Source organism: Mesorhizobium sp. CA4 (assembly GCF_020165075.1).
Taxonomy (GTDB): domain Bacteria; phylum Pseudomonadota; class Alphaproteobacteria; order Rhizobiales; family Rhizobiaceae; genus Mesorhizobium.
This window is the reverse complement of the sequence record NZ_JAIUHK010000020.1, coordinates 62,832-82,428: the sequence shown is the minus strand read 5'-3', so window position 1 is coordinate 82,428 and position 19,597 is coordinate 62,832. Positions and strand designations below refer to the sequence as shown.

Annotated in this window: 17 protein-coding genes and 1 pseudogene; 13 read left to right on the top strand and 5 right to left on the bottom strand. The window is 64.5% G+C overall.

Annotated elements, in window-relative coordinates; all coding sequences use genetic code 11:
* Window positions 1-47: 47 nt before the first annotated feature.
* The gene (locus LB528_RS17580; RefSeq protein WP_224715718.1) at window positions 48-473 is read left to right on the top strand and encodes a GNAT family N-acetyltransferase; all 426 of its coding nucleotides are present in this window, start codon (window positions 48-50) and stop codon (window positions 471-473) included.
* Here the strand turns inward: LB528_RS17580 and LB528_RS17575 are convergent, their stop codons facing one another.
* Window positions 474-1,589: an anhydro-N-acetylmuramic acid kinase gene (locus LB528_RS17575; RefSeq protein WP_224715717.1), complete on the bottom strand. Its 1,116-nt coding sequence runs from the start codon at window positions 1,587-1,589 to the stop codon at window positions 474-476.
* A gap of 226 nt (window positions 1,590-1,815) precedes the next feature.
* Here LB528_RS17575 and LB528_RS17570 point away from each other — a divergent pair, with 226 nt between their 5' ends.
* The 7 genes and pseudogenes from LB528_RS17570 (at window position 1,816) to LB528_RS17540 (ending at window position 8,556) form a co-directional block, all read left to right on the top strand.
* Complete coding sequence (locus tag LB528_RS17570; protein ID WP_224715716.1) at window positions 1,816-2,505, top strand: SDR family NAD(P)-dependent oxidoreductase; 690 nt, start codon at window positions 1,816-1,818, stop codon at window positions 2,503-2,505.
* 202 nt (window positions 2,506-2,707) lie between these two features.
* Complete coding sequence (locus tag LB528_RS17565; RefSeq protein ID WP_224715713.1) at window positions 2,708-3,544, top strand: substrate-binding periplasmic protein; 837 nt, start codon at window positions 2,708-2,710, stop codon at window positions 3,542-3,544.
* 2 nt (window positions 3,545-3,546) lie between these two features.
* Window positions 3,547-4,911, top strand: coding sequence for a dicarboxylate/amino acid:cation symporter (locus LB528_RS17560; protein ID WP_224715711.1), 1,365 nt, complete (start codon window positions 3,547-3,549; stop codon window positions 4,909-4,911).
* Window positions 4,908-5,704, top strand: a pseudogene (locus LB528_RS30570) (aspartate/glutamate racemase family protein). The gene LB528_RS17560 and the pseudogene LB528_RS30570 overlap by 4 nt, the downstream one beginning before the upstream one ends.
* Window positions 5,705-5,901: 197 nt before the next feature.
* On the top strand, window positions 5,902-6,744 hold the full coding sequence (locus LB528_RS17550; protein WP_224715709.1) for a MetQ/NlpA family ABC transporter substrate-binding protein: 843 nt from the start codon (window positions 5,902-5,904) through the stop codon (window positions 6,742-6,744).
* A gap of 83 nt (window positions 6,745-6,827) precedes the next feature.
* Window positions 6,828-7,919: a methionine ABC transporter ATP-binding protein gene (locus LB528_RS17545; protein WP_224715708.1), complete on the top strand. Its 1,092-nt coding sequence runs from the start codon at window positions 6,828-6,830 to the stop codon at window positions 7,917-7,919.
* On the top strand, window positions 7,900-8,556 hold the full coding sequence (locus LB528_RS17540; protein ID WP_224715706.1) for a methionine ABC transporter permease: 657 nt from the start codon (window positions 7,900-7,902) through the stop codon (window positions 8,554-8,556). Before LB528_RS17545 ends, LB528_RS17540 begins: the two co-directional genes overlap by 20 nt.
* Window positions 8,557-8,697: 141 nt before the next feature.
* Here the strand turns inward: LB528_RS17540 and LB528_RS17535 are convergent, their stop codons facing one another.
* Window positions 8,698-8,844 (bottom strand): hypothetical protein, encoded by a 147-nt coding sequence (locus LB528_RS17535; RefSeq protein ID WP_224715705.1) that lies wholly within the window; start codon window positions 8,842-8,844, stop codon window positions 8,698-8,700.
* Between LB528_RS17535 and LB528_RS17530 the strand changes: the two genes are divergently transcribed.
* Window positions 8,843-9,862, top strand: coding sequence for an isopenicillin N synthase family dioxygenase (locus tag LB528_RS17530; protein WP_224715703.1), 1,020 nt, complete (start codon window positions 8,843-8,845; stop codon window positions 9,860-9,862). The genes LB528_RS17535 and LB528_RS17530 overlap by 2 nt on opposite strands.
* A gap of 446 nt (window positions 9,863-10,308) precedes the next feature.
* Window positions 10,309-10,662 (top strand): hypothetical protein, encoded by a 354-nt coding sequence (locus tag LB528_RS17525; protein WP_224517882.1) that lies wholly within the window; start codon window positions 10,309-10,311, stop codon window positions 10,660-10,662.
* Window positions 10,663-10,803: 141 nt separating this feature from the next.
* Here LB528_RS17525 and LB528_RS17520 read toward each other — a convergent pair whose 3' ends face one another.
* Window positions 10,804-11,706, bottom strand: coding sequence for a LysR family transcriptional regulator (locus tag LB528_RS17520; protein ID WP_224715702.1), 903 nt, complete (start codon window positions 11,704-11,706; stop codon window positions 10,804-10,806).
* A gap of 102 nt (window positions 11,707-11,808) precedes the next feature.
* On the opposite strand from LB528_RS17520, the gene LB528_RS17515 reads away from it, so the two are divergent.
* Together LB528_RS17515 and LB528_RS17510 are read left to right on the top strand one after the other, a co-directional pair.
* A complete protein-coding gene (locus tag LB528_RS17515; protein WP_224517884.1) occupies window positions 11,809-12,795 on the top strand; it encodes a zinc-dependent alcohol dehydrogenase family protein in 987 nt (328 codons plus the stop codon).
* Window positions 12,796-12,894: 99 nt separating this feature from the next.
* Entirely contained in the window at window positions 12,895-13,854 is a 960-nt protein-coding gene (locus LB528_RS17510; RefSeq protein ID WP_224715701.1) for a dihydrodipicolinate synthase family protein, read from the top strand.
* Window positions 13,855-13,917: 63 nt separating this feature from the next.
* Here the strand turns inward: LB528_RS17510 and LB528_RS17505 are convergent, their stop codons facing one another.
* Window positions 13,918-14,814 (bottom strand): AraC family transcriptional regulator, encoded by an 897-nt coding sequence (locus LB528_RS17505; protein WP_224517886.1) that lies wholly within the window; start codon window positions 14,812-14,814, stop codon window positions 13,918-13,920.
* Window positions 14,815-14,963: 149 nt separating this feature from the next.
* On the opposite strand from LB528_RS17505, the gene LB528_RS17500 reads away from it, so the two are divergent.
* Complete coding sequence (locus LB528_RS17500) at window positions 14,964-15,689, top strand: SDR family oxidoreductase (protein ID WP_224715699.1); 726 nt, start codon at window positions 14,964-14,966, stop codon at window positions 15,687-15,689.
* Between the two features lie 212 nt (window positions 15,690-15,901).
* Here LB528_RS17500 and LB528_RS17495 read toward each other — a convergent pair whose 3' ends face one another.
* Window positions 15,902-19,306, bottom strand: coding sequence for an acyl-[ACP]--phospholipid O-acyltransferase (locus tag LB528_RS17495; protein WP_224715698.1), 3,405 nt, complete (start codon window positions 19,304-19,306; stop codon window positions 15,902-15,904).
* Between the last annotated feature and the right edge of the window lie 291 nt (window positions 19,307-19,597).

The window sequence follows — 19,597 nt, the reverse complement described above, 5'->3', positions numbered from 1 at the left end:
TCCCTGGAATTGCTCTAAGGCTGGCTCGCGAACCGGAGTCGCAGCCGATGAAGACGACGCTCGAGATCACCGCCGAGCCCTCGCCGCAGGACCTCGCTTTCCTGAGCGGAAGCCTCACCGCTTTCAACGATGCCGATGTCGGAGCGTCAGGCCGAAAGTCGCTCGCGGTTTTCGTGCGCGGGGAAACCGGCGCCCTCGTTGCCGGTATTTCCGGCTACACCGCCTGGGGGTGGCTCTACGTGCAGTGGCTGTGGGTCGACGAAAAACTGCGCGGAAAAGGCATTGCCGCGGACATGCTCGACGCCGCCGAACGGGAGGCGATCGCGCGCGGTTGCCATGGCGCCTGGATCGACACCTTCAATCCGATCGCCGAAAAGGTCTATCGGCGCCAGGGCTACAAGCCGTTCGGCGAGCTGCCGGATTTCCCGGCCGGCCGCAGCCGCACCTTCCTGCAAAAGAAGCTGTCGTCCTGATCAGCCCGCCAGTTTTCCGCCGCGCAGCGGCTCGGGCGCGCCGGTGGTGCTCGGAAAGCTGATCGCCAGGCCGCGCAGCACGCGGACGGCGAGGAAAGCGAAACATTCCGCCTCGACGGCATCGCCCTTCCATCCGAGCGTCTCGGCCTGCACCACTTCGACGCCGGCGCGGCTTTCGAGCATTCCCATCATCGTCGGATTGTGGCGGCCGCCGCCGCTGACCGCGAGCCGATTCGGGCGACGCGGCAACAGGTCGAGCGCCTTGCCGACGGCCGACACGGTGAAGGCCGTCAGCGTCGCCGCGCCATCTTCCGCGCCGAGCCCCTCTGCCATCGCCGCGGTGAAGTCGAAGCGGTCGAGCGATTTCGGATAGGGCTTCGTCAGGTACGGATGCCGTAGGAGCCTGGCGAGCCGTTCCTCGTCGACCTTGCCGGCGGCGGCCAGCCTGCCGTCGCGGTCCATCTCGCCCAGGCCTTTCGACTTGATGAAATCGTTGACCGGCGCATTCGCCGGACCGGTGTCGAAGGCGACGATTGCGTCTTTGCCGTCCCACCATGTGATGTTGCCGACACCGCCGAGATTGAGCACCGCGGTGTCGCCGCTGGCGTCCGCCTCTTTAAGCAACGCGGCATGATAGGCGGCGGCCAAAGGCGCGCCTTGCCCGCCGGCCGCGACATCGGCCGAGCGGAAATCATAGGCGACCTTGGTGCCGAGCAGCGAGGCCATCAGCTCGCCATCGCCGAGCTGGCGGGTGCGGCCGATGCGTCCCGGCTGCGGGGCGCGATGCAGCACGGTCTGGCCGTGGAAGCCGACGACGCCGATATCGGCCATGCTCATGCCCTGGCTCTCCACCAGATCCCTGACCGCCGCCGATTGCGCGCGCGTCAGCGCCTCCTCGGCTTCGCGAAAAATCGCCGGCTCCGGCCCTTCGAAATTCCAGGCGCGCGCCTGGCGCAGCGTTTCTTCCAGCAGGGCGCCGATCGATTGCGGATAGGGGGCCAGCGTGTAGGTACCGGTGTCGGCGATGCGCTCTCCGTCCGTCTTGATCAGCGCCACGTCGATATTGCCGTCGAGCACCGTGCCGGTCATCAGGCCGACGGCCCAGATTGGTTCCATGGTCGTTCCTCGAATCGCCCTTCATTCACGTGTCGGACGGATCGGCGCGGCAGGCAAGTGTCTCGCTACACCCGAGCAGGCCGGCGCATAGACCGACGGCTTTTTGCATCGAATGGTGAAAACGGAGCAACGCCGTTCTTGCCTCTCGGCGAAGAAGGCGCGAGGCTGCGAACAAGACCATCGGCCGGGCGACTGCCCGGATGGACTATCGCAAGGAGAAAACGCCATGGCAGCCAACGTCGCAGTGATCGCGGGCGCCGGTTCTGGATTAAGCGCCTCACTGGCACGGCTTCTCGCCAAGCAGGGTTTCCGTGCCATCCTTGCCGCCCGCAACGTCGACAAACTGGCCGCGCTGGTCAAGGAAACCGGCGCGCAGGCCCTCGAAACAGACGTATCGGACGCAGCCTCCGTGGAGCGCCTCTTCGAGACGGCCGACAAGGCAGGTCCCCTCGAAATTGCCGTCTTCAACGCCAGCGGCCGCACGCGCGGCCCAATCGCCGAACTCGACGCGCAAGCGGTCAAGCAAGCCCTGCTCGTCGGCGCCTATGGCGGCTTCCTTGTCGGCCAGCAGGCTGCGCGCCGGCTTCTTGCACGTGGTTCCGGCTCGATCCTGTTCACCGGCGCCAGCGCAAGCCTGAAAGGGTTCTCCGGTTCCGCCGGTTTCGCCATGCCGAAATTCGGCCTGCGCGGGCTGGCGCAATCGATGGCGCGCGAGCTCGGCCCGAAGAACATCCACGTCGCCCATTTCATCATCGACGGCCAGATCGAGCCGGCCGGACAGGTGCCCGAGTCCGACCGGCCGGATCGTCGCCTCTCGCCCGATGCGATCGCCGAGACCTATCTCTCCGTCCATCGCCAGCATCGCAGCGCGTGGAGCTTCGAGGTCGAGCTGAGGCCCTGGGTCGAGACGTTCTGACGATCCCTCGCACGAACCGGGCAACAACACGCCCCGCCGCGGACTCTTTATTTTAGAAAGTATGCATGTATCCTGAGGCCATTTCGGCCGATTGCAATGTAAAAAAGCGCAAAACAAAAGATACCTTTACTTAACTTCGACGTGCATACTGCGCATCGGTCAGAATTGTTGTCCGGCTCTCCTGCACGATAGAGAAATGCGCATGCCGCTTACACGTCGCACGCTGTTTGCAGCCGGAGGCGGAGGGCTGCTGCTCGCGCAGGCGCAAGCCCTGGCCACGCCGGCCCAGGCGCAAGACGCTGCCAAACCCATCGTCAGCGACAACAAGCTACGCATCGCCATGCCGGCTTTCGCTTCCGATCCCTTCTTCCCGGCCGACGGCTCTGGGGACAGCGGCATCGATGTGGGCTTGGCGCGTGGCATAGCCGCGGAACTCGGCGTCGAACCGGTGTTCGACCGATCAGCCGGGACCTTCGACGCCATGGTGCAGCAGCTGACGTCGGGCCAGGCGGACCTGGCGATCGGCAAGCTGAGCCGCACCCTGCGGCGCGGCCGCTCGATCCTCTATTCGCGGCCTTACGCCATGCTGCACCAGGGGCTACTGGCGAACCGCGTCAACCTGGCCCGCATCACGCAAGGCAAGCCGCCTGAGCAGATCATCCGCGACTTCTCCGGCGACCTCGGCGTGATCGAAGGCTCGTCCTTCGCCACCTACGCGGCCGCCACGTTTCCGCACGCCACGATCCAGCGCTTCGCCGGCTGGAACACGGTCATCGATGCGATCCGCAACGGCACGATCGACCTCGCCTATCGCGACGATTTCGAGATCAAGAAGCTGATGGTCGACGATCCGTCGATGACGGTGGTCGCACGCTCGATCACGCTGACCGACAAGGTCGACACGATCGCCGTCGGCATCAGTCCGGACAATCCGCATCTGGCGGCCTTCGTCGATCTCTATCTCGATCTCGCGCGAGGCCAGCAGGTCCTCAACACAGACGAGATCATCGCGCGTTATCGCCAGCGGAGCAAAGTCTGACAATGGCCGTCTCGGATGTAGCCGCAGCCATGCCTTTCGATTGGCGCTTGGCGGCAAAGCGCATCCTGCGCTCGCCGGCGACGACGATCATCATGATCCTGGCTGGGATCCTGTGCGGCCTCTATTACCCGGCCTTCGCCCATGCGATCAGCCCCATCGCGCAGGTCTACCTGAATTTCCTCAAGATGGTCGTCCTGCCCTACCTGGTCTCGTCGGTGATCTTCTCCATCACCGCGATGGTCCAGGACCCGAAATCGGTCCGCTATCTCGGCAAGGTCGGCATAGCGGTACTGGTCGTGTCGTTCCTTGCCGTGCTGGTCAGCGGCACATATTCGCTGATCCTCAAGCCCGGCCAGATCGAGAACCCGCAGTCGCGTATCGAGCTCGGCGAGTTCATCAATTCGCAAGGCAGCGTCTCCACCGATCTCGCATTCCCCTTCCAGCCGCCGCCGTCGACCGGGGATCCGAACAGCGGACATTCGATCTTCCTGGATCTGGTGCCGAACAACGTCTTCAACGCGCTGGCCTCGGGCCAGACCATCCAGGTCCTGTTGTTCTGCCTGCTTTTCGGGCTTGCAATGGGCAGGATTCCCCAGCCCTCGTCGCTCAGCCTCTCTCAGGCCCTCAACGCGGTGTACAAGGCCTGCACGGTGCTGACCAACTGGTTCGTCTGGGGATTGCCCTTCGCGACCTTCATCCTGATCGCCGACCAGACCGCGTCGACCGGCATCAAGCCGCTGATGCTGATGGGCGGCTACCTGCTGGTGATGGGCCTTTCCTGCGTGACATTTCTCGCCGGCGCGTTTGCCGTCATCGCCATACGCTCGCGGCGGAGCTACTGGGCTACGATCAAGACCCTTCAGCCGCTTCTGATGGTGGCCATCACAACGCGCTCCACGGTCGCCTCGCTGCCCTGGGTCATCAACCTTTTGACAGAGCGCCTGAGGTTCAACCTGGTGGTGGTCGAGCTGCTCGTGCCGCTGCAGGCTGCGCTGCTGCGGACCGGCCCGGCGCTGGTCTACACCTCGGGCGTCCTGTTCATCGCCCAGCTCTACGGCCATCCCCTGGCGATACCGGACCTCTTGCTTGTCGGCGTCGTCTCTGCGCTTCTGGCACTGACCACAGGCGGCATGGGCAGCCTGCTCATCCTGTCGCAGATGTCCATTGTCTGTGGCTATCTGAAGCTTCCCTTCGAGGCGGCGTTCGTCCTGTTCGTCGCGGTGGACGCGGCCGTGGACACGCTGATGACGCTGTCCAGCGTCTCCACCGTGGCCGCAAGCACGGCAATGATCGCGCCCAGCCACCGGGAAGCGGCGCAGGCTGCTGAAACAGTCGCACAAGAGCTCGAACCCGAGCCCGCCCGATGATCGACGACGGCATCCGTCCGCAGCTCGGCATCATCGGTGGTCTCGGGCCGCTCGCATCGGCCGACTTCTACTTTAAGCTGACCCGGATGACCGGGGCGCTGCGCGACAACGAGCATGTGCCTTCCGTCATCCTCAGCGTGCCGCAACTGCCCGACAGGACCGAAGCGATCCTGGCTGGTCATGACGGGCCGCTGGCGCCGCTGCAAGCTGCGGTCTCGACGCTCAACGCGCTCGGCGTTTCCTGTATCGCCATGCCCTGCAACACCGCCCATCATTGGTACGACAGGCTGGCGGCGAACTCGCCAGCCGAGATCATCCACATCGGCGACGCGGTGGTGGCGGAGATCCGCCGGAGCCTGGACCGGGGCAGAGTTGCGAACCTCGCAACCCGGGGCACGCTTGCCTCCGGCTTTTATCAGGACAGGATTTCGCCGGCGGGGTCGAGGTCTGCGTTCCGGCAGACGCGGAATTCCAGGAACGCGTCGACAGCGCGATCAATCTCGTAAAGGCAGGCTCGATTGCGGAAGCCGCGGCTGAGACTGAGCGCGCGCTCGATCTCGCGCAAATGGCCGGCGCCGATGTGGCACTTCTCGGCTGCACCGAACTGTCCGTGGTGGCCGCCAGCCTCAACGATTCGGCCGGAGTATTGGTCATCGACAGCAATGCGGCCCTGGCGCGGGCCTGCCTGACCCGATTGGGCTTTGCCACGCAGGAGGCGCGCGGCTTGCCGTCCGTCTCGTCGCTGCCGGGAGGCGACCGATTGCCCTTGCGCCTTGCCCGGCGCGCTTCATAGGCGCTGCCGCCTTTACGATATCGAACATCCGCTCACCGGGCGTGCTCCAAGTCATCAAATCTTTGAGAGAATATTTCCCGCACTCCGCTTCAGAGGAAATGCGCTTCTTTGCCCAGCCGGGCAGCATTGGTGATGCTGAGAACAAGGCTTCGCATTCCGCCGGGCCGAACTGATTTCAGGATTGCAAGGAACGCATCATGTCCGACGCTTCAAAGTCTCTCGTTACGTCAATCACCAGGCGCGCCGGACTTGGCGTGCTTCTCGCCACGACATTGGCCGTCATCGGCCTTGGTATGCCGTCGCCATCCTTCGCCGAGGACAAGAAGTCGATCAAGGTCGGCATCATCAGCGGCGAGGATGAGGATGTCTGGCGTGTCGTCACCGCCGAGGCGGCCAAGAAAGGGCTGACCATCGAGACCGTCGTCTTCAACGATTACACCCAGCCCAACGAGGCGCTGGAGCGGGGCGAGATCGACGCCAACGCTTTCCAGCACAAGCCCTATCTCGACAACCAGATCAAGACGCAAGGCTACCACATCGTACCGGTCGGCTATACCGGCGTCTGGCCGATCGGGCTTTATTCGAAGAAGCATGCCAAGGTCGCCGACCTCCCGGAAGGCGCGGTGATCGGCCTGCCGAACGACCCGTCCAACGAAGGGCGCGCGCTGCATGTCCTGGAACATGAAGGCCTGATCGAGCTCAAGGACGGCACCGGCATCCTGGCAACGACCGCCGACATTGCCGACAACCCGAAGAAGCTCGAGATCAAGGAACTTGACGCCGGCATCGTCGGCCGCTCGGTGGACGATCTCGACGCTGCCGTGGTCAACACCGACTGGGCGCTGAAGAGCGGCCTCGGCCCTGAAAACCGCATCGCGCAGGAGCCGGTGGCCGACAATCCCTATCGCAACTTCATCGCTGTCAAAGCGGGCAGCGAGAACGAGCCGTGGGTGAAGACGCTGGTCACCTCCTATCAGAACGAGACCGTCAAGGCCGAGTTCGACAAGGTCTACAAGGGCACCGGGATCAGCGCCTATTGATCGGGGCCTGGCTGGCACAAATAGGCGGCCCACTGCTGAGCGGGCCGCCGTCGCGTTTGCACGGCACAGAAACGGACATAGAAATGAACCAGCATGTCACGGCCCAACGCGCCGACCCGGTCCACATCCAGCCGACCGGGCGGGAAGACGTTATCCGCCTCGCCGGCCTGAAGCGCCGCTTCGGCGCGACGCCGGCGCTCGACGGCGTCTCGCTGACTGTTCAGAAGGGCGAAATCCTCGGCATCATCGGCCGCAGCGGCGCCGGTAAGTCGACGCTGATCCGCTGCCTGAACGGGTTGGAGCGGGCCGATTCCGGCGAGGTCTTCATCGAGGGCCGCGAGATCGGCCGTCTGAGCGAGCGCGAGCTGCAGCCGCTGCGCCGCCGCATCGGCATGGTGTTCCAGCACTTCAACCTGCTGTCGGCCAAGACAGTCGAGGAGAATGTCGCGCTGCCGCTCAAGATCGAAGGCCGCCCGCGCGCCGAGCGCTTGGCGCGCGCGGCGGAACTGCTGCAGCTCGTCGGTCTGTCGGAGAAAGCCAAGGCCTATCCGGCCTCGCTGTCGGGCGGACAGAAGCAGCGTGTTGGCATCGCCAGGGCGCTTGCCGCCCGACCGGCGCTGCTCCTGTCGGACGAGGCGACCTCGGCGCTCGATCCGGAGACGACGCGCTCGATCCTGGCGCTGCTCAAGGACATCAATTCCAGGCTGGGTCTCACAATCCTGCTCATCACCCACGAGATGGAGGTGATCCGTTCGATCGCCGACCGCGTGGCGGTGATCGATGCCGGCCGCATCGTCGAGGAGGGCGCCGTCTGGCAGGTCTTCGCCAATCCGAAATCCGAGATCACCCGCAGCCTGCTCAGTAGCATCCGGCCGCAATTGCCGCCCGAGATCGCGACCCGGCTGGTTCCGGGCGAAGGTGCGGAAACGATTCTCCGGATCGATGTCGCCGGCGAGACGGCGCGCGGTGCTTTGCTTTCCGATCTTGCCGCGGCGGTGCCAGGCCAGTTCCGCCTGGTGCAAGGCGGCGTCGATCATGTCCAAGGCCAGCCCGTCGGCACGCTGTTCCTGGCCGTTGCCGGCGCTGAAGCCACGCGTCTTGCGCGGGTGACGACATTCCTGAACGACCGCGGCGCGCGGGTGGAGGTGCTTGGCCATGTCGCCGGTCTTGTTTGAACTCCTGCTTCGCTCGATCTGGGAGACGGTGCTGATGACCGGCGCGTCGGGTCTCATCTCGCTGGTCTTCGGCCTGCCGCTCGGCCTTGCCTTGGTCGCCACCGACCGCGGCGGCATCGCCGAAAGCCTTTGGGTCAACCGCAGTCTCGGCGCCATCATCAACGGCTTCCGGTCGGTTCCTTTCATCATTTTGCTGGTGGCGCTGATCCCGGTGACGCGGCTGATCGTCGGCACCTCGATCGGCACATGGGCGGCAATCGTGCCATTGTCGATCGCCGCCACACCCTACTACGCCCGCATCGCCGAAGTGTCGCTGCGCGAGGTCGATCACGGCCTGATCGAGGCGGCGCGCGCCATGGGCGGCAACCGCTGGACGATCATCCGCGAGGTGCTGGTGCCGGAGGCGCTGCCGGGCATCGTCGCCGGTTTCACGGTGACGCTCGTGACGCTTGTCGGCGCGTCGGCCATGGCCGGCGCCGTCGGCGCCGGCGGTCTCGGCGACCTCGCCATCCGCTATGGCTATCAGCGTTTCGAGACCAGCGTGATGGTCGCCGTGGTCGTCGTGCTCATTGTGCTCGTCTGCGGCATCCAGTGGATTGGCGACCGCCTTGTCGCTCGGCTGGACCATCGCGGATAGAGCGCGGACACGGGATGGCGGCGCGAACGCAATTTGCCGCAAAAGCCGGGAATTGAGCGCCGGCTTGCTTCGTTTGCAACGAGATTGGGTGGTGCGTTTCTTCACCCGCAATGGCGCGCATGTCATCGTGCGACGGGGTCGCTAGAGCAATTCCAGGAAAAGTGCGTAGCGGTTTTCCGTTCGGAATTGCGCCAAAACTAAAGAGAGCAATTCCGGGAAAGTGCGCAGCGGTTTTCCGTCCGGAATCGCAAAAAAACAAAGAGTTGCCGCCCAGAGGAGCCTGTCCATGGCAAGGACAATTCCGGTGCTCGATCTCGACCGCCTTGAGCAGGGCGCATCGGAACTGCGGACATTCTTGTTCGATCTGCGCACCGCCGCCCGCGATGTCGGTTTCTTCTATCTGAGCGGCCACGGCATCACCCAGCGGGAGATCGACGCAGTGCTGGGCGCCGCCCGCCGCTTCTTCGCCTTGCCGGAGGCCGACAAGCTCGACATCGAAATGGTGAAGTCGCCGCAGTTTCGCGGCTATACGCGCGCCGGCGGCGAGCTGACCAGGGGCAAGGCCGACTGGCGCGAGCAGCTCGACGTCGGCGTCGAACGCGCGACCATTCCGCAAGGGCCAGGCGTGCCGGCCTGGACGCGGCTGCAGGGCCCGAACCAGTGGCCGGCCGCGCTCCCCGATCTCAAGCCCGCGCTGCTTGCCTGGCAGGCCAAGGCGACCGATGTGGCGATCCGGCTGCTCAAGGCCTTCGCGCTGTCGCTCGACCAGCCGGAGCACGCTTTCGATCCGATCTATCGCGGCGAACCGAACCATCGCATGAAGATCGTTCGCTATCCCGGCCGCGATGCCACCGGCGACGACCAGGGCGTCGGCGCGCATAAGGATGGCGGCTTCCTCACGCTTCTGCTGCAGGACGAGAACAAGGGCCTGCAGGTCGAATATGACGGCAGCTGGGTCGATGTCGACCCGATCCCGCGAACCCTCGTCGTCAACATCGGCGAGCTGCTTGAACTCGCCTCGAACGGCTATCTCAGAGCCACCGTGCATCGCGTCGTCACGCCGCCGGCCGGCGTCGAACGGATTTCGGTGCCGTTCTTCTTCAGCGCCCGGCTTGACGCCACCGTCCCGCTGCTCGATCTGCCCGAGGAACTGGCGGCCGAAGCGCGCGGCCCGGCCAGCGACCCCGACAATCCGCTTTTCCGCAATGTCGGGACCAACGTACTGAAAAGCCGGCTGAGGTCGCATCCCGACGTGGCGCGGCGTCACTATGCCGATCTTCTGGAAAAAGCATCGGTCGCCGACTGACGATTCCTGATGATTGAGCGAGATTTTTTCGCGATTTCGCTCTTTTTTGGAATTCCGTTCGTGGAAAATACGCCGTTCAGGCCCCAAATAAAGGGCATCGCTCGGTGTTTTCCTCCCATTGCGCCGGGCGATGTTCCCCTCTGAAGGTTATGACCTTCATACTTTGGCCGGGCCGCTTTCGCGCCCGGCCTTTTTCTTATCTGCCGTCGGAATCCGCCGATCAGACCGGCGATGCGCTCCGGCCTGCATATGGATGTCGATCCCTTCACCCGCTCCGGCCCGGTCGGCGGCCGTCTGCTCGCTCGAACTTCAATTTCGTCGCCATCCATCCTGACATGAATGCGCGAACCGTTGTGCTACGGTGCTGATGATGTTCACGGCATCCGCTCGGGCCTGCCGTGAGATGAAGAGGAGAGTTCACCACGTCCAGGATCAGCCGTCGCGCCTTGCTCTTTCATTCCGGCTGCGCTGTCGTCGCCTCGACCGTCGCAGCAAACGGTCACGGCACAAAGGCGCTGAGGCGCAACCGGCAACCGTCCAGGGACCTGGTCGCCCTGATTGAGGCGCACAAGGCAACTTACGCAGCGTTCGGCAAGGTCGTCCACAAAACGGGCAGCCACAGCCGTGACCACATCGAGGCCGGCCTAGCGGAGGAGAGGGCGCTGTTGGCCATCTGCGCCTATCGGGCGGTCAAGCAAGGCGACCACTTGGCCAAGGCCCGATATCTTCTGGAGATCGAGGCGCGCGGCGAGCTCGATCTGCCAGAACACATGCAGGCTCTTCTGCGCTCTACAGTGTGAAAGGCATGAGACTTCCAGCCGCATAGACGGTCAAACCCGCCGCAATGCTGAAGGGTTTCGGGTCGATCATGCTGGCGATACTGTTCCTACCGAAGGGGCTGACGCCTTCGGTGTGATGCAGTGACTGAAATCGGCGTAGAACTAGTTCATCATCTTTGGCAATCCCGCCGCCAGCGTGTCGACGGCCAGCCGCACTTTCAGCGGCAGGTGCGGCGTCTGCAGCCAGAGCGCATGGCAGTCATAGAGGTAGTCGCGTTGCTCAGGCAGCAGGCGGACCAGTGTGCCGCCCTCGATGCGTTCACGCACCAGCCAGTATGGCAACCAGGCCAGTCCCATGCCGTCGGTTGCCGCGTCGGCGATGGCGTCGAGGTCGTCGAGCCGCAGCCGGCCGGCCGGGACGATCTCGTCGACCGAACCCTCGTCGCGCGTAAACAGCCATGGCTGCAGCACATGGCCGAGCCGCCGGTAGACGATCGCCTGATGGCTGGCGATGTCTTCGGGCTGAAGCGGTCGGCCGAAGCTTTCGATATAGAACGGCGACGCGCAGACGATCATGCGCTGCCGCGCGACGCAGCGCGCGATGATGCCGGCCCTGTCATCCAGCGTGCCGGTGCGGATCGCCAGGTCGAAACCGTCCTCAATGAGATCGGCGAAGCGATCGCTGAGCGACAAGTCCAATTCCAGCGTCGGATAACGCCGTGCCAGCTCGATTAGGATCGGCGTGACGCAGTGGCGACCGAAATGCGCCGGCATCGTCACGCGCAGTGCGCCGCGCGGCTCGGACAACCGATCGGCTGCCAATGCATCGGCCGCTTGCGCTTCGGCCAGCACGATGCGGCAGCGCTCGTAATAGGCGCGCCCGAAATCGGTTAGGCTCTGTCGGCGCGTGGTGCGGTTGATAAGCCGCATACCGAGCCGCTCTTCGAGGAAGCGGACATGCTTGCCGACCATCGGCCCCGACAGGTCGAGCGCCGCCGCGGCGGCCGCGAACGAGCCGAGATCGACAGCCTTGACGAAGACCTCCATGCTTTCGAGGCGATCCATATTCAAAACCAATCGTTTCGACTGTTCTGCCTGTGTGCCGATTTACCGGTTCTCGATACCGCTGCATAGTCCATTCCATCGGTAGGGTTTGGAGTTTCAGGCATGGCAAGGGTTGTTCGCTTTCACAGTCACGGCGGTCCCGAGGTGCTTCGCATCGAGGATATGGATGTTCCGTCGCCGGGACCCGGCGAGGTGCGGATCCGCGTCAGGGCGCTGGGCTTGAACCGCGCCGAAACCTTGATGCGCAACGGCTCTTACATCGAGACGCCGACGCTGCCGTCGGGCCTCGGCCTCGAAGCGGCGGGGATCCTCGAGGCGGTGGGAGCCGGCGTGGAGGTCTTCGCATTGGGCGATGCGGTCAGCATCATCCCGCCGCGCTCGATGGCGCGCTGGCCGGCCTATGGCGAGCTCGTGAATTTCCCGGCCGAGCTTGTGGTGAAACATCCGCCATCGCTCTCGTTCGAAGCCGCCGCTGCGACATGGATGCAATATCTCACCGCCTATGGCGCACTGGCCGATACCGCGCGTCTCGGCCCTGACGAGCCTGTCGTCATCACCGCCGCGTCGAGCAGCGTCGGACTGGCCGCCATCCAGATCGCCAACAGAATTGGCGCGGTGCCGATCGCCGTCACCCGAACGTCGGCCAAAAAGATGGCGCTGCTCGATGCCGGCGCGGCGCATGTGGTGGCCTTGGCCGAGGAGGATATCGAAGCGAGGTTGAGGAAGATCGCACCGCAAGGCGTTCGCGTCGTCCTCGACGCGGTCGGCGGCCCGATCTTCACGCCGCTGACGGCGGCGATGGCGCGCGGCGGCATTCTCATCGAATATGGCGGCCTTAGCCCCGAGCCGACGCCGTTCCCGCTGTTCGATGTCCTGACGAAAACGTTGACGCTGCGCGGCTACCTCGTCCACGAGATCACCGGCGATCCCGCCCGGCTTGAAGCCGCCAAGGCCTTCATCCTCGACGGCCTCGCCGCAGGCGCGCTGAAGCCGGTCATCGCCGGGACGTTTCCGTTCGAGAAGATCGCCGAGGCGCACCGTTTTCTGGAAGCAGGCGAACAGTTCGGCAAGATCGTGGTGACCGTTTGAGGCTCTCTTCAGCCGGAAAAGCGACTATCCGCTTGGCAAGCGGTGCTGCGCCGGGCCAAACTGGTCGTTCCGCATGCCTGCCTCAAGGAGACTTCGAAGATGACCGCCAATGTTTTTTCCGGCTGCATGCCGGCGCTGATGACGCCTTGCACCGATGACCGACTTCCCGACTTCGACGCGCTGGTGCGCAAGGGGCGCGAGCTGATCGCCGCCGGCATGTCGGCCGTCGTCTATTGCGGCTCCATGGGCGACTGGCCGCTGCTGACCGACGCGCAGCGCATGGAAGGAGTCGAGCGCCTGGTGAAGGCCGGCGTTCCGGTGATTGTCGGCACAGGCGCGGTCAACACCGCCAGCGCCGTGGCGCACGCCGCCCACGCGCAAAAGGTCGGCGCGCGGGGCCTGATGGTCATACCGCGCGTGCTCTCGCGCGGGCCGTCGGTGACGGCGCAGCGCCATCATTTCAAGGCGATCCTTGCCGTCGCGCCCGACCTGCCGGCCGTCATCTACAACAGTCCCTATTACGGCTTTGCCACCCGCGCGGACCTCTTCTTCGCGCTGCGCGCCGAGCATCCGAACCTGGTCGGCTTCAAGGAGTTCGGCGGCCCGGCGGATTTGCGCTATGCGGCGGAAAACATCACCAGCCGCGACGATGAGGTCGCGCTGATGATCGGCGTCGACACCGCCGTCTTCCACGGCTTCGTCAATTGCGGAGCATCCGGCGCCATCACCGGCATCGGCAATGTCCTGCCCAAGGAAGTGCTGCATCTCGTGGGCCTCAGCCAGGCAGCGGCCAAGGGCGATGCCGAAGCGCGCCGGCTGGCGCAGGAATTGGACGCGGCGTTGGCCGTGCTGTCCTCTTTCGATGAGGGTCCGGACCTCGTGCTTTATTTCAAGCACATGATGGTGCTGAAGGGTAACCCCGAATACAGGCTGCACTTCAATGAGACGGATGCGCTGAGCGACAGCCAGCGTGGCTATGCCGAGCAGCAGCTCAAGCTGTTCGACACCTGGTATGCGCAGTGGTCGAGGCAGCCCGTCATGGCAAGATACACGGCCTGAGCCGGCGATCGCGCTGACGAAATCTTCGGCGGTGCAAGCTGCACCGCCGCTCAGCCAAAGTGCCTAATAGGCCGCGGCGGAGTCCGGCATAGCCTGGAGCCGCTCGATGTCCTGACGGGGCGGGGCACCGAACAGGCGCCGATATTCGCGGCTGAACTGCGACGGGCTGTCATAGCCGACCGCGAAACCGGCCGTGCCAGCGTTGGCGCCGTCGGCCAGCATCAGCCTTCGCGCTTCCTGCAGGCGTAGCTGCTTTTGATATTCCAGTGGAGTCATGCGCGTGATCGCCTTGAAGTGAGCATGAAGCGACGACGCGCTCATGCCTGACGCCGCGGCAATCTCGTCGATCCGCAATTGCGCCTGGAAGCCGTTCCGAATCTTAGCGATCGCACGGCTCACCTGGTTCAGGTGGCTATCCACGGTTCCCATTTGACGAAGCGTTGCGCCATGCGGACCGATAAGCAGACGGTAGAGGATTTCGCGCTCTATCAGCGGGGCCAGAACATCGATGGTTTCGGGGCGATCGAGTAGCTTCACCAATCGGCTCGCGGCATCGATCAGGTCCGGGTCGCTTGGATAGACCGCAAGCACAGGCAAGTCCTTCTCGTAAGAAGCCCGCCGCTCCGTCACCAGCAGGTCGGCAAGTGCCGCGAGGTCGAAGTCGATCTTGCAGCATAGATATGGTGCGGCCGGACTGGCCTCGAGAACATGGCCGACCAGAGGCAGGTCGACCGAAACAAGAAGATAGCTCGATGCATCATAGACCACGCTCTGGTCTGCCAGCGAGACGCGCTTCGACCCTTGGGCGATTATGCAAAGCGAAGCTTCATAGACCGCCGGCACCGGCGCGCTGGACCGGTCGGCACGAATGAGCGTCAGCCGGGGGATCGCGCTGCTTGAAATGCCGGGATCCCTGGCATGCCGGGCAATCAGCCCGGCCAGTTCGGTGATTTTTTCCATGCCGCATAAATCTGCATGACGCGGAATGTTGCAAGGCTTGTCCGCCTCGTTTGGAGGATTGTGCAAACTCTTTGGACGATCACACTACCGGTCTTCGCCTGTGCGGCGCCATTTTCCATCCCGTCACCGCAAGCCAAAAAGGACCGATCATGACGGGACTGAAAGACAAAATTGTACTCATCACCGGCGCATCGAGCGGCATCGGCGAAGCGACGGTGCGAGAGCTTGCCGCGGCCGGCGCCAGACTGTTCATCGGAGCCCGGCGCGCCGAGCGTCTGAAAGCGCTGGCCGGGGAAATCGGTGAACGCGTCGCCTGGCGCGAGCTCGACGTAACGGATGCCGAGAGCTTCGAAGCTTTCGCCGACGCCGCTCATGCCCAATTCGGGCAGATCGATGCGCTGGTCAACAATGCCGGCGTCATGCCGCTGTCGCCGCTTGCCGCGCTGAAGCGCGATGAGTGGGCGCGCATGATAAACGTCAACATCTTTGGCGTGCTGAACGGGATCGCTTCGGTGCTGCCGCGCTTCATCGCGCAGAAAAACGGGCACATCGTCAATGTGGCGTCCGTCGGCGCGCATCTCGTGCTGCCCACCGCGGCGGTCTACTGTGGCACGAAATATGCGGTGTGGGCGATCACCGAAGGCCTGCGGCAGGAGCACGACGACATCCGCGCCACGATCATCTCCCCCGGCGTGACCGCGACCGAGTTGGGCGACGACATCAGCGACCCGCAGGTCGCAGCGGCCTTGAAAGAGTGGCGGCAAAAGTCGCTGACGCCGGACGCCATCGCCCGCGCTATCCGCTTCGCGCTCGACCAACCCGACGGCGTCGACGTCAACGAAGTGATCGTGCGCCCGACCGCGGCCAACATGTAGAGGCTTATCCTGCTGGTCGGCTTGCGGGCGAGGAGCTCCCTGTGCCACGCAGGAGCGCGTGCAGCTGTCGGTAGGGATCAGTTCGCCCTCAGTGCACCACCATGCGCGCCCGCTCCCGCAGTTCCCTGGGCGCGATGTCATAGTTGCTTTTGAACGGCAGCGATTGGCAATGAACAGGCCGGAGCTTGTTGCCGGCCTGTTCGCGCCCACGGTCAGGCGGCCTTGACCTTCAGTTCTTCGTCGCCGCGCACCATCCTGCTCACGCCGGCGAAGTCGAGCTTGCCGGAACCGAGCACCGGCACTTTCGCCACGACACGCACTTCGGCCGGCACCATCAGGTCCATGGCGCCGTTCGCCTTGGCGAAGGCCAGGAAGTCGGCGCGGGTGGCGTTGGGCGCTTCCGTGATCAGGATCAGCTTCTCGCCCTTGCGCGCGTCCGGCACCGCAGCGACGGCCGACAACGAGCCTTTCCAGAGTTCGCCGGCCAGCGCCTCGACCGCCGCAAGAGAGACCATCTCGCCGCCGATCTTGGCGAAGCGCTTGGCGCGGCCGCGGATCGAGATGAAGCCCGCGTCGTCCACGGTCACGACGTCGCCGGTGTCGTGCCAGCCATTGGCGAGCGGCTCGATCACGCCCGGATTCTCGGTGCGCAGATAGCCGGCCATGACGTTCGGGCCGCGCACGAAGAGCCGGCCGCCTTCGTCGACTCCGGGCACCGGCTCGAGGCGGTACTCCATGCCGGGCATGATTTTGCCGACGCTGCCCGACTTGTTGTACATCGGCGTGTTGATGGCGATCACCGGCGCGGTCTCGGTCACGCCATAGCCCTCCAGGATGCGCAGGCCGAACTTCTCCATATAGGTCGTGCGCGTGGCGGCCTTGACCGGTTCCGCGCCGGCGAAGCAGTAGCGCACCGAACGGAAGTCGTACGGATGCGCCGTGCGGGCGTAGCCCGAAAGGAACGTATCGGTGCCGAAGATTATCGTGGCGTTCGAGGCATAGATCAGTTCCGGCACGATGCGGTAGTGCAATGGCGAGGGGTAGAAATAGACCGGCACGCCGGAGATCAGCGGCAGCACCGTGCCCGCCGTCATGCCGAAGGAGTGGAAGATCGGCAGCACGTTGAACACCTTGTCGCCCGAATGGAAGTCGATGCGCGAGGCGGCCTGGGCGGCATTGGCCAGGATGTTGCGATGGGTGAGCACCACGCCCTTGGGCGTGCCTTCCGAGCCCGAGGTGAACAGGATCGCTGCCGGATCGTCCGCCTTGCGCGCCACCCGCGGTGTCGTCTTGCGCAACAGGCCGAGCAGCTTGTCCTTGAGGCCGATCGTGGCCCGCAGATCGTCGAGCCACACGATGTCGACCGAGCGGCCGATCTCCTCCACCACCGGCCCGAGCTTTGCCTGTTCGACAAAGGTGCGGGAGGTGAGCACGGTCCGCACCTCGGCCGCCTTGCAGGCCGACAGGATGTTCGCTGCACCTGCGGTGAAGTTGATCATCGCCGGGACCTTGCCGGCCGACATCACGCCGAGAAGTGCCGCGCAGGCACCATTGGCATTGGGCAGCATGACGCCCAGCGTCTGCTGGCCGGCATAGAGATGCTCGAACTTCTCGCCGAGCACCGCGGCGGCCGTCAGCAGCTTGCCGTAGCTCAGCGAACCAGTGACCGGATCCTGAACGGCGAGCTCCTTCATGCCACGCTCGTTAGCCGTCTCGATGATTTTCTCCAGCACCGTCTTATCGATGTCCTGGGTGCGGAAGACGAGGTCCGACATCACCTGGTAGAGCGCGGAGCCCGCCGCGGCGCGACGCTGGCGGCCCTTCAGTTCCTCCGCGACTTCGAGCTTCACCGGTTCCAGGATGGTCACCTTGACCTTCGGGAACAGGCGATGGCGCACATGCTGCGAGGTCAGCCGCGAGAAATAGCTCTTCTCCAGCCCCTCGATGCGCACCGGCACCACCATAGAGCCCGTCTTGTCGGCAACCATGGCGGCGCCGTCATAAACCTTCATCAGGCCGCCGGTGACGGTGATGCGTCCCTCCGGGAAGATCACCAGCGGATCGCCGCCCTGCACGACCTTGATCAGCGTGCGGGTCGACATCGGCTTCGCCGGATTGAGCGGCAGCGCCCGGGCGAGCTTCATGAACGGCTTCATCCACCAGGCCTGGGCGATGGTGTAGTCGATGGCGAAGACCGGCTCCTCGTCGGTCAGCGTCAGCGCCAGCGGGCCATCGAGGAAGCTGACATGGTTGAGCGCCAGGATCGGCGCCTTGCCGGCCGCCTTGAGGTTTTCGATGCCCTCGACCTCCAGCCGCAGGAAGGCGCGGAAGAGGATGGAGACGAAGTCGCGGAAGGGGTTGGTCGGCAGGTATTTCAGCATCAGCCAGGCGGCGATGGCGTTGGCCGCGACAAGGCCGAACAGAATGCCCGCAATCGAGACGCCCGCAGCCTGGATCGCGGCGACGAGGATGCCGCCGACGGTCATGAAGCCGGCATTGACGATGCTGACCGCGGCAACGACCCGGGCGCGGCGCGCTTCCGGCGACCAGGCCTGCACGGCGGCGAAGGTCGGCACCACCAGGAAGGCGGCGGCAATGGCCATGCCGGCGAGGTCGATGGCGACACGGATGGTGTTCGGGCCGGCGAAGAAGGCGGCAAGCGTCACGGCCTCCGGCGAAGGCTGCATGCTGCCGACGGTCCAGGCCAGATGCAGGCCGAACAGCGCAAGCAGCGCGGTGCCGACCGGCGCCGGCAGCAGCACCATGCGCCCTTTCGACATCCAGGCGGCGATGGCCGAGCCGATCGCAATCGAGACGGCGAACACCGCAAGATAGGCGGTGACGGCGATCTCGTTGCCGCCGAGCGAATCCTTGATCATCGCCGGCAGGATCGACAGCACGATCGCGCCGACCAGCCAGAACCACGAGGTCATCAGGCCGGCGCGCCAGATGCGCGTGTCGGTGCGCAGTTCGGCGACCTGGCGCCAGGTCGAGCGGAGGATGTTCTTGTCGATGGCGAGGTTGGGCGCGGCCGAACCGGTGGCGGGGATGTAGCGGCTGACGAACCAGCAGCCGACCGCCAGCGCCATCATGATCGGCCCGAACACCGCGACGCCGACGCCGTCGGCGGAGACAACGCCGCCGGCAATGGTGCCGCCGAGGATCGCGGCGAAGGTCGCCGACTCGATCCAGGCGTTGGCCTTGGGCAGTTCGTTGCGCTCGAGATGATCCGGCAGGATGCCGTACTTGATTGGCCCGAACAGCGCCGAGATGATGCCGAACATCAAGAGCGCCGTCATCAGCACCGGGATCGACGACAGCGCGATGCCGAGGACGGCGACGGCGGCCGCGGCGATCTCGGTGAATTTCAAGCGGCGCGCGATCAGCGCCTTGTCGAAGCGGTCTGCGATCTCGCCGCCAAGCGCCGAAAGCAGCAGGAAGGGCGTCATGAAGACAGCGCCGGCCAGCGTCACCAGCGACGCGGCCTGATCCTTCGCCAGCGTGAAGAGAATGAGGAACACCAGCGTGTTCTTCAGGAAATTGTCGTTGAAGGCCGAGAGGAATTGCGTCCAGAAGAGAGGCGCGAAGCGCCGCGACATCATCAGATGGGTGTTCATGGCAACTTCCATTGGGCAAGTCCGGCTGGCAATCCGATTGGACTGGCGGACACTTGCGCGGTTTGAGCCTTGTTTATCGGAAAGCCGTTAAGCTTCGTTACTGCGATTCAATCCAATCCATTTATTTCTTCTTCTTGGTGCCTGGAATCTGTCGCCCATGATCGGCTTCCGGGCCTTCCAGGCACTCGACTGTTTGCGGACTTGATTGTCGGCGAGCATCGATATGATCCTTTCGTTTCAGGGTGAGTGTGGCTCGGCACAGGCTTGTTTCAGGTTGGATACATTTCCTTG

Coding starts and splice junctions, on each gene's coding strand:
- LB528_RS17580 (WP_224715718.1), top strand. CDS start 48: ATGAAGACGACGCTCGAGATCACCGCCGAGCCCTCGCCGCAGGACCTC.
- LB528_RS17575 (WP_224715717.1), bottom strand. CDS start 1,589: ATGGAACCAATCTGGGCCGTCGGCCTGATGACCGGCACGGTGCTCGAC.
- LB528_RS17570 (WP_224715716.1), top strand. CDS start 1,816: ATGGCAGCCAACGTCGCAGTGATCGCGGGCGCCGGTTCTGGATTAAGC.
- LB528_RS17565 (WP_224715713.1), top strand. CDS start 2,708: ATGCCGCTTACACGTCGCACGCTGTTTGCAGCCGGAGGCGGAGGGCTG.
- LB528_RS17560 (WP_224715711.1), top strand. CDS start 3,547: ATGGCCGTCTCGGATGTAGCCGCAGCCATGCCTTTCGATTGGCGCTTG.
- LB528_RS17550 (WP_224715709.1), top strand. CDS start 5,902: ATGTCCGACGCTTCAAAGTCTCTCGTTACGTCAATCACCAGGCGCGCC.
- LB528_RS17545 (WP_224715708.1), top strand. CDS start 6,828: ATGAACCAGCATGTCACGGCCCAACGCGCCGACCCGGTCCACATCCAG.
- LB528_RS17540 (WP_224715706.1), top strand. CDS start 7,900: ATGTCGCCGGTCTTGTTTGAACTCCTGCTTCGCTCGATCTGGGAGACG.
- LB528_RS17530 (WP_224715703.1), top strand. CDS start 8,843: ATGGCAAGGACAATTCCGGTGCTCGATCTCGACCGCCTTGAGCAGGGC.
- LB528_RS17535 (WP_224715705.1), bottom strand. CDS start 8,844: ATGGACAGGCTCCTCTGGGCGGCAACTCTTTGTTTTTTTGCGATTCCG.
- LB528_RS17520 (WP_224715702.1), bottom strand. CDS start 11,706: ATGGATCGCCTCGAAAGCATGGAGGTCTTCGTCAAGGCTGTCGATCTC.
- LB528_RS17515 (WP_224517884.1), top strand. CDS start 11,809: ATGGCAAGGGTTGTTCGCTTTCACAGTCACGGCGGTCCCGAGGTGCTT.
- LB528_RS17510 (WP_224715701.1), top strand. CDS start 12,895: ATGACCGCCAATGTTTTTTCCGGCTGCATGCCGGCGCTGATGACGCCT.
- LB528_RS17505 (WP_224517886.1), bottom strand. CDS start 14,814: ATGGAAAAAATCACCGAACTGGCCGGGCTGATTGCCCGGCATGCCAGG.
- LB528_RS17500 (WP_224715699.1), top strand. CDS start 14,964: ATGACGGGACTGAAAGACAAAATTGTACTCATCACCGGCGCATCGAGC.
- LB528_RS17495 (WP_224715698.1), bottom strand. CDS start 19,306: ATGAACACCCATCTGATGATGTCGCGGCGCTTCGCGCCTCTCTTCTGG.